The organism is Micromonospora noduli, from assembly GCF_003264365.1.
Classification (GTDB): Bacteria; Actinomycetota; Actinomycetes; order Mycobacteriales; family Micromonosporaceae; genus Micromonospora; species Micromonospora noduli.
In genome coordinates this window covers 163,876-178,815 of record NZ_PYAK01000010.1, presented here as the reverse complement: position 1 = coordinate 178,815, position 14,940 = coordinate 163,876, and the positions used below count along the sequence as shown (strand labels likewise).

Below are 14,940 nucleotides of genomic sequence, written 5' to 3'. Positions count from 1 at the left end.
AGGGACTCGAACCCCGAACCCGCGGATTAAGAGTCCGCTGCTCTGCCAGTTGAGCTAGCGGCGCTCGTCGGCAACGGAGAGAACATTAGCACCCCCGGAAGGCGCGCTCCAATTCGGTTACCCGGGTCCCCCCTTCGGTCGAGCTTTGCCGGCAAAAAGCCCCAAACCGGCCACCGCCGCCAAGATCGGGGCGTGGGTTGGGGCGGTGATGCGGCACGATGTCCGCCAGGTACGCGAGAACAGAGGTGGGCATGGCACGGTTCACGCGAGCCGGGGCGGTGGTGGGCGCCCTGACTCTGGCGGCGTCGCTGGCACTGACCGGATGCGGCGGCGACAAGAAGAAGCCGGAATTCGTTGGCGGGGCGTCCTCGGACGTGAGTGCCACCCCTGGCTCAGCCGCACCTTCGACGCCGAGCACACCGAGCGGGCCGCCGCTCACGCTGAGCCCGGCCAACGGCACGAAGAACCGACCGGTGAGCACGGAGATCAGCGCGAAACTCCCGGGCGGGGGGAAGGTGTCCGCGGTCACCCTGACGGCGGACGGCGGTGGCTCGGTCGAGGGCAAGCTGCGTACCGACGGCTCGGCCTGGGTGCCGTCCGCTCCGCTGAAGTGGGGCACCCGCTACACGGCCACGGTGACGGCGAGCGCGTCGGACGGCACGAGCAGCCAGGGCACCAGCAGCTTCACCACGATGGCCAAGCCGAAGTCGACAATCGGTTCAGGCCTGTACCTCTTCGACGACAAGAGTTACGGGGTGGCCATGCCGGTGGTCACCGAGTTCCACCCGGGTATCCCGAAGAAGGACCGGGCGGCGGTGCAGAAGCGGATGTTCGTCCGGACCGACCCGCCGCAGCCGGGGGCGTGGCACTGGGTCAGCAACGGCACACAGGCCTACTACCGGGCACCGGAGTACTGGAAGCCGGGCACCACCATCACCGTGCGGATCGCCCTGGCGGGGGTGCCGCTGAGCAACGGCAGGTACGGCGACGTCGACCGCAAGGCCACCGCAAAGATCGGCCGGTCGTTCGAGATGAAGGTCGACAACGCCAACAAGAAGATGACTGTGTACGAGAACGGCGCACCGGTGCGCACCATCCCGGTGAGCCTGGGCAAGAAGAGCACACCGTCGTCGAGCGGCACGATGGTGGTGATGGAGAAGAAGGAAGCCACTGTCTTCGACACCCGCGACGACCCGGATCCGGCCAATCGCTACGTGACCGACATCCAGTTCGCCCAGCGGCTCACCTGGGGTGGCGAGTACATCCACGCCGCGCCGTGGTCGGAGCACGTGCAGGGACGGCAGAACGTCTCGCACGGCTGCGTGAACGTGTCGATGGCGAACGCCAGGTGGTTGTTCGACAAGACCCGGATCGGTGACCCGATCACGATCAAGGGCACCGAGCGCAGGATCGCCGCCGGTAACGGTTGGACGGCGTGGAGCGTGAGCTGGTCGGAGTTCATCAAGGGCAGCGCGTTGCCGGTGCCCGGTGGTGGGGCCGGTCCGGCGGTCTGAGCCGTCGGCCCTCGTTGCGCCGGCTCGGCCGTTGGCCGGGCCGGCGTACCCTTGCACTCCCGCCGCTCGATGACAGCGCGGCGACCCCCGCACTCCGGGCACGGAGACGAACCAGGCTCACGAAACGCCGAATAGTAGCAGGATTCGGGCACTATTGATGGCGTGTTTCGGTTCACCCTCGGCAACCGGGACCGGCTCTGGCGCGTCAGTAAGAGACGATGGGGCAGCGACCACAACTGTGAGGGAATTCATGCGAGCTAGCCAGGACCAGCTGATCAGGCCCGGTGGGCGACGCCGCGTGTTCGCGGCGGGGCTTCTCGCCGTGGCGCTGGCCTTCACCTCGGCCTGCACCGACGGCGACGGGGGCAAGCCGTCCTCGTGGCACGGCGGCGGCGAGAACCCGGCACCGAAGGCCGCGGCGACGATCAGTGAGCCGGCGGCCGACGCCAAGGACGTGCCGGCGTCCACCGGCATCACCTTCACCACGAAGGACGCCGTGGAGACCGCGGTCGAGCTGAAGGACGCCACCGGCAAGACCGTCGACGGCGCCCTCGCCAAGGACGGCAAGTCGTGGCTGCCGACCGGCGCGCTTGCCTACGGCACGAGCTACACGGCCACCGTGACCGCCAAGGGCGACGACGGACGTCCGGCCACCGCGACGAGCACCTTCACCACCATGGCCAAGCCCGGCAATCAGGTACGGGTGAGCAGCTTCCTCGGTGACAACCAGGTGGTCGGGGTGGGCATGCCGCTGATCGTGAAGTTCAGCCGGGCCATCCCGGAGGACTACCGCGACGACGTGCAGCGCCGGATGACCGTCACCTCGACCCCGGAGCAGGAGGGGATCTGGCACTGGGTCAGCCCCACCGAGATCCGGTACCGGCCGAAGGAGTTCTGGAAGCCCGACAGCAAGGTCTCCTACCGGGTGCAGGCCGGCGGCCTGCCGATGGGCGCGGGTTGGTACGGCCGAGCCGACCTCTCGGTGGACGTCAAGATCGGCGCGGCGGTGGTCATGACGGTGGACAACAAGACCAAGCGGATGACGGTGACCCGCAACGGCTCTGTGATCAAGACCATCCCGGTCAGCCTGGGTAAGAAGAGCACCCCGTCGTCCAGCGGCACCATGGTCGTCATCGAGAAGCTGCGCAAGACGGTCTTCGACACGTTCGAGGAGCTGGGCCCGGAGGAGGGCTACCGCACCAAGATTGACTTCGCCCAGCGCCTCACCTGGGGCGGGGAGTTCATCCACGCGGCGCCCTGGTCCGAGGGTCAGCAGGGCACCACGAACGTGTCGCACGGCTGCGTGAACGTGTCGATGGCCAACGGCGACTGGCTCTTCAAGAACACCCAGATCGGCGACCCGATCACTGTCAAGGGCACCGAGCGCAAGCTGCAGAACGGCAACGGCTGGACCGACTGGAACATGAGCTGGGACGAGTACGTCAAGGGCAGCGCCCTTCCGTACGAGCCTCCGGCCGACCCGGACGCCACCACCCCGGCCCCGGACGGGACGGTCACCCCGTCCCCCACGCCGACCGCCTGAGCCAGCCGACGGAAGCCCCCTCCTCGGAGGGGGCTTTCGCGTGCTTCCCTGTTTCACCCCCACAACGACTCAGGCCCCCTCCGAGGAGGGGGCCTGAGCAGTGAAACCAGTGGGGTGACTGATGGGAATTGAACCCACGACAACCGGGACCACAACCCGGTGCTCTGCCAACTGAGCTACAGCCACCATGCCGCCGTCGCCCGGTCAATCGCTCCGGGCGGGGTGCGGACCAATAATAGCCACACCGCGACGCACCTCGTCCAGCGGGTTCCCTGCTGCCCGGGACGAGCCGGCGCGGTCAGAGTTCGGCGGCGATGGCCTTGGCGGTCTCGACATCCGGGCCGGGCAGCGGAACGAAGACGGTGCGCCGGTAGTACTCCAACTCCCGGATGCTCTCCCGGATGTCGGCCAGCGCCCGGTGCGCGAGACCCTTCTGCGGCTGACCGAAGTACACCCTGGGGTACCAACGGCGGCAGAGTTCCTTGATCGACGACACGTCGATCATCCGGTAGTGCAGGTGCGCGTCGAGGCGGGGCATGTCCCGGGCGATGAAGCCCCGGTCGGTGGCGATCGAGTTGCCGCAGAGCGGAGCCGTACGCGGATCCTTGACGAAGGTGCGGACGTAGTCCAGGACCAGGTCCTCGGCCTCAGCGAGGGTGACCGCCGAACGACGGACCTCCTCGGTGAGGCCGGACTTGGCGTGCATGGTCTGCACGATCTCCGGCATCCCCTCCAGTGCCGCCTCATCGGCGTGGATCACCACGTCGACACCGTCACCCAGCACGTTGAGGTCGGGATCGGTGACCAGTGCCGCAACCTCGATCAGTTTGTCCCTGCCGAGGTCCAACCCAGTCATCTCACAGTCGATCCAGACGAGGAGATCAGCCACCGGGACAGCCTACGCGCAGCCCACGCCCCGCGGCTGCGCGCTCTCGGCGGACCGGCCCGCTAGGGTTTCGGGGTGCCAGCAGAACCCGTCGCACCGCCCGCCGTCACCGAAGACGATCCCGGCGGCCGTACGGTCCGTCGCCTGGTCGCGGTCGTGGCCCTCGGCGCTGTGCTGCCAGCGCTGTACCTGCCTGGCCTCGTGCACAACTTCTTCGATCTCAAGATCTACATGTCCGCGATGGACTGGTGGCGCGTCGGCCACCCGCTCTACGACTACGTCCAGCCCGACCGGGTGCAGGGCGAGTTGTACTTCACCTACCCACCATTCAGCGCGCTGCTGCTGTGGCCGTTCGGTCTGCTGCGGCTCGGCGCCACCGTGGCGATCTTCACGGCGCTCACCGTGCTGGCCGTGGTGCTGACCACCCGGTGGCTGGTGACGCCGGTGATCGCCCGACACGACCTGCCCCGAAGGTTCACCCTGGTCGCCGCCGTACTGCTGGTGCTGGCGGTGGAGAGCATCCGCGAGACGATCACCTTCGGTCAGATCAACATGCTGCTGGTCGTGCTGATCCTGGCCGACCTGCTGTTCGCGGTACCGCAGGCGCGACGCTGGGCCGGGGTGGGCGTGGGGCTGGCGACGGCGCTCAAGCTCTTTCCCGGCATCTTCATCGTGTACCTGCTGGCCACCCGGCGGTGGCGGGCCGCGGCGGTGGCGAGCGCGACCGCGGCGGCGGCGACCCTGCTCGCGGCGGCGATCGCCCCTCGTGACTCGTGGCGGTTCTGGACGCACGAGCTGTGGACCACCGAGCGGGTGGGACGCACCGACATCGTCGGCAACCAGTCGCTGTTCGGCCTGCTCAGCCGGTTCACCGAGCCGGAGAAGCCGGACCGGCTGCTCTGGCTGCTGCTGGTCGCCGCGGTCGCCGGCTACGGGCTGTGGCGGGCCGCCCGCGCGGCGCGGGCCGGTGACCCGTTGACGGGCCTGACGTTGACCGGGTTGGTCGGTTCCCTGGCGAGCCCGATCACCTGGACCCACCACATCTACTGGTTCGTGCCGGCGGTGGTGCTGCTCGCCGACGCGGCGTTGAGCGCGGACCGCCCGGACGAGGCACGCCGGCGTCGGTGGCTGGCCGGGCTCGCGCTGGGCATCACCGCCGTGACCATCTACGGCGTGGTGACGTTCCAGGCCTGGGGCGCGGGACCGGTCCGCACTCACGACCCGGTGGACTTCGTCGTGCAGAACACCTACGTGCTGCTCAGCCTGCTGCTGCTGGTGGCGTTGCCGGTGCGCTCGGGGCTCGGTGCGGAAAATCGCACCAATTGGACAGACCTCCCGAGTAACCATGTTCGGCGCTAACCTGTCCTCATCTACCTCAAGCGTCGCTCGGGTAGCACCGATCCCCCGGTGAGAGTGGCCCTCCGCGTCGGCAGCGCGGAGGGCCACTCGCCGTCTCACCCACCGCCACCGGCCGGGCCGTCACCCGCCAGGGCCGCCACGGGTCGGCTCGTCGCCCGGCGCGGCCGCCACCGGCCGGGCCGTTGGCTCGTCCACGTCGGCCGGCGGCCAGGCGAGACTCAGCGTCACCTCCGGCGGGCGGGGCAGCCGGACCGGTTCGTCCAGGTCGGCGAGGGTGGCCGCGCGGGCCGCGCCGATCGCCGGCCGGGCGGATTCCGGGGCCCCGGAGCCGACCGGGGCGAGTTGTCGTGCCGGCAACGGCGGGGTCTGATCGGGTTGCCGGAGGCCCAGGCCACTCAGCGAGGTGACCCCGAGCCGGCCGGCGAGCACCGGCACCTGATCCGGCTCGACCACGAAGATCACCTCGCGTGGCCGTAGCGGCCGCAGCAGGAGCAGCGCCGCGCACACCACCAGCAGCACGCCGACGGTCAACAGACCCCAGGTGGCCGGGCCGGTCCACCCGACCCGCAACTCGGCGCGCAGGTCCAGGGCCAGGTCGGCCTCGCCGTCGGGGCGCATCACCACCAGGCTCATGGGTTCGCCGGCGAGGTCGTCCGCGCTCCACTCCAGCGAGCCGATCCCCTCGCGTACCCAGAAGGGCCGGCCCAGCGGTGTGACCGGCCCGTCGGCCGTCGCGACGCCCGGGGTGTCGGCGGCCGGTCCGGCCGGATCAAGCCGGACCGGCAGCGGACCCCGGGCCAGCGCCACCCGGCGGACCGTGGCGTGCGGCACCGCCTCCAGCCAGCCACGCACCTCGGCGGTGGGCGCCAAACCGACGAAGGCCGGCCCGCCGGTGGTGCGGGCGTCCAGGCGCAGTCGGGTCTGCGCGGTACGCGCGAAGGGCGCCTCCTGCCGCAGCAACCGGTCGAGGTCGGTGACGACGATCGCGTGACCGGGCGTGCGGACCGTTTCGAAACGGGCGGCGAAGGACCCACCGGGGTCGGCGTGTCGGCTCACCAGCCACAGCCCGCCGCCGGCGAACAGCGCCGGAATTCCCACGACCAACAGCAGCACTCCGGCGATCATCCGCACGAACCGCATCCGCACCGTCCCCCTCCGTAGCCAAATACCCGGCCGACCTTACCGACGTACGCCGTCTGATCAGGGGATATCCACGGCACGGTCGGCATCGGCTCCGGAAAGCGCGCTGGCCCGCCGGAAGATCCAGCGGGCCAGCGGGTGGAACAGGGTCAGGCCTTGGCGACCGGCTCCCGGCGGGTACGCGTGAACGCCAGCCCGCCCAGCACCAGGCCGGCCAGACCGGCGACGAGACCAGCCACACCGAGGCCGACCGCGAGCCCGTTGCCGTCGTCGTCGTCATCGTCGTCGGGCGAGGCGACGGCTGCGGTCGGCGTGGCCGAACCCGCCGGGGTCGCCGCGGCGGCCAGGGTGAGCACCGGAGCGGGGTGCTCCGGCTCCTCGGCACCCGGCGCCGGCTCGTCGATCCACCGCGAGATGTTGCCGTCCGAGTAGGTCTGCAGAGTCTTGAAGACCATCGAGTCGACCTGCGGCAGCGGTCCCATCGAGACGGGGAACTCCTGGAACTGACCCGGCTTCACCCCCGCGTCACCGGAGGCCGTCCAGGTGATCTTGGAGACCGCTTCGGTGAGCTGACTGCCGTGCACCTCGATCGGCGGGTCCACCTTGCGCTTCTCCGTGGTGACCGTCCAGCCCGGCACCGGCATCGTCGACACCGAGCCGACCGGGGCGTTCTCCGGCAGCACCACCTCCAGCTTGGTGGTCGACGCGGTGTCGCTCTCGTTGGGCACCCGGAACGCCACCCGGGCGTAGCCACCCTGGGTCGCCTCCTTCGGGTTCACCGTGACGTGTGCGGACGCCGGTCCGGCGAAGCCGAGCACAGCGGTGGCGGCGGCGGTGAACGCCAGGGCGGCAGCGGCGGTTGCGGTACGCCGGAGTCGGGTCATGGGTTTCGCGAACCTCTCTAACGGATGGGCACGGTGGCGGTCACCGTGGCCTGGTCGATGTCGGTCGTTCGGGCGGTGATCTTCAGTTGCCACTCGCCGGGGGTCGGCAGGCTGATGTCGCCGTAGGCGTGACTGTCCGTCAACCGCAGCAACGGCACCTCGATCGGCTCGATCCCGGCCGAGGGCAGCGCGACGGTCGCCTTCCACTCCGCGACCAGCAGCGGCTGGTTGGCCTTGTCGTACGCGTACAGGTGCACCGAGTTGTTGCCCCGCTCGGCCGGGCTCACCTCGACCTCGACGGTCAGGAGCGGGCTGGAGAGCCTGGTGCTGAAGAAGCCGGACTCGGCCCCGGAGGACGGGCCGGCCGCGGCGGTACGCGCCGGCGTGGTCTGCACGAGCGTGGCGGACACGGCCAGCACCACCACGGTGACTGCCAACTCCACCAGGACCGCCCGGCGCACCGGCGCCGGGCGTTGCGCCGCGACGCGGCTACGAACCAACTTCCGGGAGTACGCGGCCACGGCGATGACCAGCGCGAACAGGCCGATCTTGGCGAGCAGCAAGCGCCCGTACGTGGTGTCGAAGAGCGCCTGCGGGGTGGCCACCTCGATCAGCGCCTGGACGGTGCCGGCCAGCAGCAGCGCCGAGACGGCGAGCGCCGCCCAGCGAGACCAGATCGGCAGGATCGCGCCCAGCTCCCGCTCGTCGGCCTGGCGCAGCAGGAACACGGCGAGCATGAGCAGACCGCCCAGCCAGACCGCCATGCTGCCCAGGTGGACCGCGTCGACCACCACGGAGACCGCCGGCGCCGGGGACGCCGCCGGGTGCCCGGCCAGCGGCCAGGTCAGCAGGGCGGCGCCGCCGAGCACGGCCAGGATGATCGCGTCCGCCCGGCCGGCGGGCCGGGCCAGCAGCGGGCGGAGCAGGAAGACGGACGCCGCCAGCAGGCCGAGTCGGACCAGATGGGCGGCGCCGAAGGCGCTGCCGAACACACTGCCGAACCCCTCGCCGGTGACGTCGAAGAGACCACCACCGGCCGTGTAGGGCACCTGCAACCACAGGTCAGCGAGGGTGGCGAAGGCAACCAGACCGAGGCCGGTCCAGGCCAGCCGGGTCGGCCCCCGCCGGGAGAGCCGTCGCGGCCAGAGCGCGGCGAGCACCAGCGCCGGCCCGACCAGCAGCACCAGGCCCGCGTAGCCGAGGAAGCGGGCCACCTTCACCGCCGTGCCCACCACCGGGTTGGCGCGGCTGTCCGTGCCGGAGTCGACGGGTGGGGTCGAGGGTGCGCCGACCGAGTAGGTGAACGCTCCGGAGACCGGGTGACTGTCGGCGGAGATCACCCGGAAGCTGACCAGGTAGGTGCCGCGAGCGCCGGCCGGGTCCACCGGGATGGTCACCACACCGCCGCTGAACGACGGTTCGCCCCGGTCGGCCCGGGAACCGTCCGGCGCGATGACCCGGATCTTGCCGGGCACCTTGCGGACCGACTCGCTGAACGTGAGGACCACCTCGGACGGCCCGCTCGGCACGATGGAGGCGGCGGCCGGACTACTGCTCTGCAGCACCGCGTGGGCGCTCGCGGAGGTGGCTGGCGCGATCAACAAGGCGACGACGGTGACCAGGAGGCCGGCGGCTGCGGCCAGCCTGGCGGCCCAACGGCGGGGGGCGACAGTCATGCCGGCCATGGTCGCCGATGGGTGTCCCCGTCGGCGACCCGAGGGGGGTGGTCGCTTCTGTGGTCGCACGTCATGAACTGGTAGTCGGCCCGGGTCGGGGAAAAGTTCCCGACGTGGCGCAGACCATCCAGGGGCCGAACGACCCTGACGCGCCGCCGACTGCCGCGTAACCTGGTGTGTCGTGATCCCTGTCCCGCGTGACTCCGGTGCCGCCGGTCCGGCAGAGCCGGTCGACGAGGTCGCCCGGGACCCGGCAACCGAGTGGGCTCTGACCGCCCGTGACGGTGACCCCACCGCCCAGGCGGCGTTCGTCCGGCTGACCCAGGCCGAGGTCTGGCGCTTCGCCGCCGCCCTGGTCGACCCGGACAGCGCCGACGACCTGGCTCAGGAGACCTACCTGCGGGCGTTCCGGGCACTGCCCGCCTTCGAGGGTCGCTCCAGCGCCCGCACCTGGCTGCTCGGCATCGCCCGCCGGGCCTGCGCCGACCACCTGCGCACCGTCGTCAGGCGGCGGCGGCTCGACGAGCGCCTGGTGGCGAACGCGTACACCGACCGACCGCACCCGGACCCGGCCGGCCAGTTCGGCGCCGCCGACCTGGTCCGTCGCCTCGGCCCCGAGCGGCGCTCCGCGTTCGTGCTCACCCAACTGCTCGGCCTGTCGTACGCCGAGGCCGCCGCCGTCGAAGGGGTGCCGGTGGGCACCATCCGGTCCCGGGTCGCCCGGGCCCGGGACGACCTGGTCGAGGCGGTCGGCGACGCCCTGGCCGGCTGAACGCGGAACTTCCGGCGCGGACGGGACGACAAATGAGCGTGACAGCACCTTCCACCCGGGGCCACCGTTGGCCTCTGGTCCGCCCGTGGCTCGGCATCGCGGCCCGACTCGGCCTCGCCGCCGTCTGGCTGGTCGCCGGCGCGTCGAAGGTCAGCGACCTCGCCGCCTCCGGGCGCGCGGTCAACGCGTACCAGGTGATGCCGTACGACGTGGCGACAGTGATCGGCGCGGCGCTGCCCTTCGTCGAACTGGCGTTGGGCGTGCTGCTGCTGCTCGGGCTGGCCACCCGGCTCGTCGCCGGGGTGTCCGCCGCGCTCCTGGTGGTCTTCATCGCGGGGATCGCCTCGGCCTGGGCGCGTGGGCTGGCCATCGACTGCGGCTGCTTCGGCAGCGGCGGGCAGCTGGCCGCGGGGCAGGCACCCAGTTACCTCCCGGAGATCCTCCGGGACCTGGGATTCTTGGTTCTGGCCGTATTTCTGCTGATCTGGCCACGTACGCCGGTATCGGTGGACGGGTGGGTGTCCGGCGAACCCGTTGTGGAGGACGAGGATGAGTAGTCGCAAGGGGCAGCGGGACGCCGCCCGGGTGGTCCGCGAGCAGTTGGCCCGCGAGCGGCGCCGCCGCCGCACGATCTGGGTCTCCGCCGCCGCGGTCGTCGTCCTGATCATCGCCGGCGTCATCGGGTGGGCCGTCTGGTCCAACCAGCGCTCCGACAGCTTCACCACCCCACCCGGCGCCAACGCGGAGGGCACCGGCATCGTCACCGGCGGCGGCCCGGTCACCGTCGACGTCTACGAGGACTTCCTCTGCCCGGCCTGCAAGCAGTTCGAGCAGGCCAGCGGGTCCACGCTCGAACAGTTGGCGGCCGAGAACAAGGCGAAGGTGGTCTACCACCCGGTCGCGTACCTCAACCGTTTCTCCACCACCGACTACTCCACCCGCTCCTCGGCCGCCTCCGGCTGCGCTGCGGCGGGCGGCAAGTACCACGAGTACGCCAAGGCGCTCTTCGCCCAGCAGCCGCCGGAGGGCAGTGCCGGGCTCACCGACGACAAGCTCATCGACATCGGCACCAGCGTGGGCCTCGACCGGGGCTCCTTCGGCAGCTGCGTCAAGGACGGCACGTACAAGAGTTGGACCGAACACGTCACCGAAGACGCCAGCCAGAGCAACGTCACCGGCACGCCGACCGTCAAGGTCAACGGTCAACCCGTCGAGAACCCCACCCCGGACGCTCTCACCGCGGCCGTGGCGGCGGCCGGCAAGTGATCCGTACCCTGCTGGGCCGCGCCAGCCTGATCGCCGCCGCAGCCGGCCTGGTGACAGTGATCAGCGCGGCCCCCGCCGCCGCGCACGGCGCGGACGCACCGGACGGCACCGACTACCGCACCCGGACCACAGGGGTCGCACCGGCGCGGCCAGGGCTTGAGGTACGCGTGATCGAGGCGGGCGCCCGACTGGAGCTGACCAACCGCACCGGTCGCGCCATCGAGGTCATCGGCTACTCCGGCGAGCCGTACCTGCGCGTCGGCCCGGACGGGGTCTTCGAGAACAGCCACTCCCCCGCCACGTACCTGAACCGCACCATCGCCGGGGACACCGCACTCCCGCCCGAGGCGGACCCGGCCGCCGCACCCTCCTGGCAACGGATCGACGACGGCACCACCGCGCGCTGGCACGACCAGCGCGCGCTGTGGCAGGAGTCGGCACCACCGGCTGCGGTACGCGCAGCACCGGATCGCGAGCAACGGGTCCGGGACTGGACGATTCCGCTGCGCGACGGCACCGACCCGGTGGTGATCGGCGGCACGCTGGACTGGGTGCCGCCGCCGGACGCGTACACCTGGTGGGCCGCGACCATCGTGCTGCTGCTCGCGGTGGGCGGGCTCGGCCTGTTCGCCGCCACCGCGCCGGCCGGCGGTCGCGCGCTGTCCGCGCTCGGCGTGTTGCTGATCGTCGGCGGCGTGCTGGCCGTCGGATACCCGGTGGGACGGGAGTTGGACGCGGGCGCCCAGGGCGTGGGCGGGGTGCTGGTCGGACTGCTCTCCGGGCAGATCTGGTCCCTGTTCACCGGCCTCGGCGCGATCGCCGCCGGTTGGTACGCGCTGAGCCGCCGCCCGGCCGCCGACTTCGTGGTCGCGCTGGCCGGGGCCTGCCTGGCGCTCTTCGCCGGAGCGTCGAACGCCGCCGTGTTCGCCCGTGCGATAGCTCCGGTGCCCTGGTCGCCCGCGGCCGCCCGGGTGATGGTGGCGCTCTTCCTGATCACCGGCGCCGGCGCGACAGCCGCCGGCATCCTGCGCCTGCACGCCACCTCCCGCACCACCGCCGCGGCACCGCGGGTCGAGGCCGCCGAGAGTGGGTCTACGGCTGCGGGGTGAACCCGTAGGGAAGCTCCAGGCGGTGTCTTGCCAGCAGGGGAGCGTCGTTGAGCAGCGTGTTGGTGGGGGCGTCGGCGACGATCCGGCCGTTGTCCAGGATTACCGAGCGCTCGCACAGCTCCGCCGCGTACGGCAGGTCGTGCGTGACCATCAGCAGGGTCACCGGCAGGCCGCGCAGGATCTCGGCGAGCTCCCGTCGGGCCGCCGGGTCCAGGTTCGACGACGGCTCGTCGAGCACCAGGATCTCCGGGTGCATGGCGAGCACGGTGGCCACCGCCACCCGGCGGCGCTGCCCGAACGACAGGTGCTGCGGGGCCCGGTCCCGGTGCTCACTCATCCCCACAGCGGCGAGCGCCTCGTCCACCCGGGCGGCCAACTCGGCCCCCCGCAGACCAAGGTTCGCCGGCCCGAACGCCACATCCTCCGCCACCGTGGGCAGGAACAACTGGTCGTCCGGGTCCTGGAAGACGATGCCCACCCGGCGGCGTACCTCGGCCAGGACGGCCCGATCCGGGGTGACCGTCAGCCCGCCGACGCTCACGCTGCCCTCGGTCGGGGTCAGGATGCCGTTGAGGTGCAGCACCAGCGTGGTCTTGCCGGCGCCGTTGGGCCCGAGCAGCGCCACCCGGTCGCCCCGCGGCACGTTCAGGTCGACCCCCTGAAGGGCGACGTGCCCGTCCGGGTACGCGTAACGAACGCCCCGAACGTCCAGCGAGACAGCGGTCTGCACGACACCGATCATGACAGCACGACGGCGGTGGCGGCGATGGAGGCCGCCAACACCGGCACGGTCGCCGCGACCAGCCACTGACCGGCGCTCGCCGCACCCTCGCCCTGCCACACGGCGGGCATCCGCCCGGTGTAGCCCCGGGACAGCATCGCCAGATAGACCCGCTCGCCACGCTCGAAGGCGCGCAGGAACAACGCCCCGATCCCGGCGGCGAAGCCGCGCAGCTGCCACAGGAAGCGCGGGTCGTCGCCCCGGGAGATCCGGGCCACCCGCATCCGCCGCGCCTCGCCGACCAGCACGTCGAGGTAGCGCAGCATGAACGTGGCGATCTGGGTGAGCACCTGCGGGCAGTGCAGCCGGTCCAGCCCCACGATCAGGTCCCGGGTGGTGGTGGTCGCGGCGAGCAGCAGCGAGGCGAGCACCCCCAGGGTGCCCTTGGCCAGGATGTTCCACGCGCCGTGCAGCCCGTCCTCGGACAGCCGCAGGCCCAGCACCTCGACCCGGTCGCCGCTGCCGAGGAACGGCAGGGCGACCGCGAACAGCACGAACGGCAGCTCGATCAACGCCCGGCTGAGCAACCACCGTGGGCCCACCCGGGCCAGCGCCGCCACCGCCGCCACCAGCACGGCGTACGCGCCGAAGGCCCAGAACGCCTCGCGTGGAGTGGCCACCACGGCGAGGGTGAAGACCACCATCGCCACGATCTTGACCTCGGGCGGGAGCCTGTGCACCGGCGAGTCCGACTCGCGGTACAGCACGTGCCCGTGACCGGCCCCCATCCGCGTACCCCCGCTCAGCTGGCCGCGTCGGCGCGTCGCCGGACGTCGCCGGACGTCGCCGAGTCGCCCTCGGTGGGCGTCGCCGCGTCACCGTCGGTCGGCGTGGCGCCTCGACGGCGCAGCAGCCAGAACCCGCCGGCCCCGATCGCGAAGGTGACCAGCACCCCGAGCACCCCGGAGAGGCCGGTGGAGACGAAGCTGTTGCGCACACCCCGTACGCCGTAGTCGGCGAGCGGGCTGTCGGCCAACTCGTGGTCACGGGCCTGCTGGGCCGGGCAGCTCCCCCCGACGATGTTGTCGTCGGCGTCGACGGTGCAGCCCTTGAGCAGGGACGAGTCCAGCCCATCCGGGTGGGAGGAGGCGTAGTTGCTCACCACGCCGGCGAGCAGCAGGGCGACCAGCAGGCCGCCGGCCAGGAAGGCCCAGGAGCGGTTCTTCATCGGACACCTCCGGCGACCGGGACGGCGGGGGCGGCGGGCGCGCGCAGGGATCGCAGCGCGTACACCAGGTCGGGGCGCACCTTCGCGACGGTCAGCACGGTGGTCGCGGTGATCAGACCCTCACCGATGCCGATCAGCAGGTGGACGCCGGCCATCGTGCCGGCCAGGCCACCCAGGTTGTTGCCCAGGTCGGTGGTGCCACCCAGCCAGTACTCCAGGACGAAGCCCTGCGACGCCACCACCACGCTGAGCGTCGCGGCGACGAACGCGGTAACGGCCAGACCGGCCCGCGTGCGGGGCAGCACCCGCAGCAGCAGCGCGATCAGCGCGTACGCCGCGGCGGTGCCGAGCAACGCCATGTTGGTGATGTTGAGGCCGAGCATCGCCACGCCGCCGTCGCCGAAGATCAGTGCCTGTACGACCAGCACCACGGCCACGCAGAGCGCGCCGACCCACGGGCCGACCAGCATGGCGGCGAGCGCGCCACCGAGCAGGTGACCACTGACACCGGCCGTGAAGATCGGGAAGTTGAGCATCTGGACGGCGAAGATGAACGCCGCCACCAGGCCTGCCATCGGGGCCAGCCGGTCGTCCAGGTCGCGCCGGCCGCGCAGAACGCAGGCGGTGAGCGCGGCAAGAGCGAGCGCAGCGAAGATCGCCGCCACGGGACCGTCGATGATCCCGTTCGAGATGTGCATCGCCAGTGTCTCCACGCGACCTCCCACGCGTCAGCGGGCCCGACCGGGCCGGCGTGGGTCAGCCTATTTCCCAACCATCGTTGTTGCCAGACTCTGGCAACAACGCATGGGCTTGATCACTCCAGGTCAGGCCCCGCCGACCCG

Annotated in this window: 15 protein-coding genes and 1 tRNA gene; 7 read left to right on the top strand and 9 right to left on the bottom strand. The window is 71.5% G+C overall.

The genetic code is table 11. The annotated features are described in order from the left end of the window. Window positions 1-251: 251 nt before the first annotated feature. Window positions 252-1,514 (top strand): L,D-transpeptidase, encoded by a 1,263-nt coding sequence (locus tag GUI43_RS11240; RefSeq protein ID WP_112582177.1) that lies wholly within the window; start codon window positions 252-254, stop codon window positions 1,512-1,514. Window positions 1,515-1,764: 250 nt separating this feature from the next. Beyond that, on the top strand, window positions 1,765-3,057 hold the full coding sequence (locus GUI43_RS11235) for a L,D-transpeptidase (protein ID WP_112698750.1): 1,293 nt from the start codon (window positions 1,765-1,767) through the stop codon (window positions 3,055-3,057). Window positions 3,058-3,167: 110 nt separating this feature from the next. Here GUI43_RS11235 and GUI43_RS11230 read toward each other — a convergent pair. Both GUI43_RS11230 and orn read right to left on the bottom strand, forming a co-directional pair. Further along, window positions 3,168-3,243: transfer RNA gene (locus GUI43_RS11230), tRNA-His, on the bottom strand. A 112-nt stretch (window positions 3,244-3,355) separates the two neighbouring features. After that, the gene (orn, locus tag GUI43_RS11225) at window positions 3,356-3,946 is read right to left on the bottom strand and encodes an oligoribonuclease (protein ID WP_091393455.1); all 591 of its coding nucleotides are present in this window, start codon (window positions 3,944-3,946) and stop codon (window positions 3,356-3,358) included. A 72-nt stretch (window positions 3,947-4,018) separates the two neighbouring features. Between orn and GUI43_RS11220 the strand changes: the two genes are divergently transcribed. Next, on the top strand, window positions 4,019-5,302 hold the full coding sequence (locus GUI43_RS11220; protein ID WP_112605741.1) for a glycosyltransferase 87 family protein: 1,284 nt from the start codon (window positions 4,019-4,021) through the stop codon (window positions 5,300-5,302). A 120-nt stretch (window positions 5,303-5,422) separates the two neighbouring features. On the opposite strand, the gene GUI43_RS34235 is transcribed toward GUI43_RS11220, so the two are convergent. From GUI43_RS34235 to GUI43_RS11205, 3 genes are all read right to left on the bottom strand, one after another. Beyond that, window positions 5,423-6,442, bottom strand: coding sequence for a hypothetical protein (locus tag GUI43_RS34235; RefSeq protein ID WP_211326678.1), 1,020 nt, complete (start codon window positions 6,440-6,442; stop codon window positions 5,423-5,425). A 149-nt stretch (window positions 6,443-6,591) separates the two neighbouring features. Then, window positions 6,592-7,326, bottom strand: coding sequence for a YcnI family copper-binding membrane protein (locus tag GUI43_RS11210; protein WP_112582182.1), 735 nt, complete (start codon window positions 7,324-7,326; stop codon window positions 6,592-6,594). Window positions 7,327-7,343: 17 nt separating this feature from the next. Next, the gene (locus GUI43_RS11205) at window positions 7,344-9,011 is read right to left on the bottom strand and encodes a copper resistance CopC/CopD family protein (RefSeq protein ID WP_112601771.1); all 1,668 of its coding nucleotides are present in this window, start codon (window positions 9,009-9,011) and stop codon (window positions 7,344-7,346) included. Between the two features lie 172 nt (window positions 9,012-9,183). Between GUI43_RS11205 and GUI43_RS11200 the strand changes: the two genes are divergently transcribed. Genes GUI43_RS11200 through GUI43_RS11185 form a run of 4 tightly spaced genes read left to right on the top strand, consistent with a single transcriptional unit; the run spans window position 9,184 to window position 12,149 of the window. Further along, complete coding sequence (locus GUI43_RS11200) at window positions 9,184-9,774, top strand: sigma-70 family RNA polymerase sigma factor (RefSeq protein ID WP_112698749.1); 591 nt, start codon at window positions 9,184-9,186, stop codon at window positions 9,772-9,774. A gap of 32 nt (window positions 9,775-9,806) precedes the next feature. Next, the gene (locus tag GUI43_RS11195) at window positions 9,807-10,331 is read left to right on the top strand and encodes a MauE/DoxX family redox-associated membrane protein (protein WP_112698748.1); all 525 of its coding nucleotides are present in this window, start codon (window positions 9,807-9,809) and stop codon (window positions 10,329-10,331) included. Next, window positions 10,324-11,040, top strand: coding sequence for a DsbA family protein (locus tag GUI43_RS11190; RefSeq protein WP_112698747.1), 717 nt, complete (start codon window positions 10,324-10,326; stop codon window positions 11,038-11,040). The genes GUI43_RS11195 and GUI43_RS11190 overlap by 8 nt, the downstream gene beginning before the upstream one ends. After that, window positions 11,037-12,149 carry a hypothetical protein gene (locus GUI43_RS11185; protein WP_112582189.1) on the top strand — a complete coding sequence of 371 codons (1,113 nt, stop codon included), beginning with the start codon at window positions 11,037-11,039 and terminating at the stop codon, window positions 12,147-12,149. The genes GUI43_RS11190 and GUI43_RS11185 overlap by 4 nt, the downstream gene beginning before the upstream one ends. On the opposite strand, the gene GUI43_RS11180 is transcribed toward GUI43_RS11185, so the two are convergent. Genes GUI43_RS11180 through GUI43_RS11165 form a run of 4 tightly spaced genes read right to left on the bottom strand, consistent with a single transcriptional unit; the run spans window position 12,133 to window position 14,811 of the window. Then, on the bottom strand, window positions 12,133-12,891 hold the full coding sequence (locus tag GUI43_RS11180; RefSeq protein ID WP_112582190.1) for an energy-coupling factor ABC transporter ATP-binding protein: 759 nt from the start codon (window positions 12,889-12,891) through the stop codon (window positions 12,133-12,135). The genes GUI43_RS11185 and GUI43_RS11180 overlap by 17 nt on opposite strands. Next, the gene (gene cbiQ / locus GUI43_RS11175) at window positions 12,888-13,658 is read right to left on the bottom strand and encodes a cobalt ECF transporter T component CbiQ (RefSeq protein WP_112601774.1); all 771 of its coding nucleotides are present in this window, start codon (window positions 13,656-13,658) and stop codon (window positions 12,888-12,890) included. The genes GUI43_RS11180 and cbiQ overlap by 4 nt, the downstream gene beginning before the upstream one ends. Before the next feature lie 14 nt (window positions 13,659-13,672). After that, entirely contained in the window at window positions 13,673-14,098 is a 426-nt protein-coding gene (locus GUI43_RS11170; protein WP_112601775.1) for a PDGLE domain-containing protein, read from the bottom strand. Continuing rightward, window positions 14,095-14,811, bottom strand: a complete 717-nt coding sequence (locus GUI43_RS11165) for an energy-coupling factor ABC transporter permease (protein ID WP_112582195.1) — start codon at window positions 14,809-14,811, stop codon at window positions 14,095-14,097. Before GUI43_RS11165 ends, GUI43_RS11170 begins: the two co-directional genes overlap by 4 nt. Between the last annotated feature and the right edge of the window lie 129 nt (window positions 14,812-14,940).

What these genes read in the sequence shown, in the direction of transcription:
- GUI43_RS11240 (WP_112582177.1), top strand. Translation starts at nt 252, where the DNA reads ATGGCACGGTTCACGCGAGCCGGGGCGGTGGTGGGCGCCCTGACTCTG.
- GUI43_RS11235 (WP_112698750.1), top strand. Translation starts at nt 1,765, where the DNA reads ATGCGAGCTAGCCAGGACCAGCTGATCAGGCCCGGTGGGCGACGCCGC.
- GUI43_RS34235 (WP_211326678.1), bottom strand. Translation starts at nt 6,442, where the DNA reads ATGCGGTTCGTGCGGATGATCGCCGGAGTGCTGCTGTTGGTCGTGGGA.
- GUI43_RS11210 (WP_112582182.1), bottom strand. Translation starts at nt 7,326, where the DNA reads ATGACCCGACTCCGGCGTACCGCAACCGCCGCTGCCGCCCTGGCGTTC.
- GUI43_RS11205 (WP_112601771.1), bottom strand. Translation starts at nt 9,011, where the DNA reads ATGGCCGGCATGACTGTCGCCCCCCGCCGTTGGGCCGCCAGGCTGGCC.
- GUI43_RS11195 (WP_112698748.1), top strand. Translation starts at nt 9,807, where the DNA reads ATGAGCGTGACAGCACCTTCCACCCGGGGCCACCGTTGGCCTCTGGTC.
- GUI43_RS11190 (WP_112698747.1), top strand. Translation starts at nt 10,324, where the DNA reads ATGAGTAGTCGCAAGGGGCAGCGGGACGCCGCCCGGGTGGTCCGCGAG.
- GUI43_RS11180 (WP_112582190.1), bottom strand. Translation starts at nt 12,891, where the DNA reads ATGATCGGTGTCGTGCAGACCGCTGTCTCGCTGGACGTTCGGGGCGTT.
- cbiQ (WP_112601774.1), bottom strand. Translation starts at nt 13,658, where the DNA reads ATGGGGGCCGGTCACGGGCACGTGCTGTACCGCGAGTCGGACTCGCCG.
- GUI43_RS11170 (WP_112601775.1), bottom strand. Translation starts at nt 14,098, where the DNA reads ATGAAGAACCGCTCCTGGGCCTTCCTGGCCGGCGGCCTGCTGGTCGCC.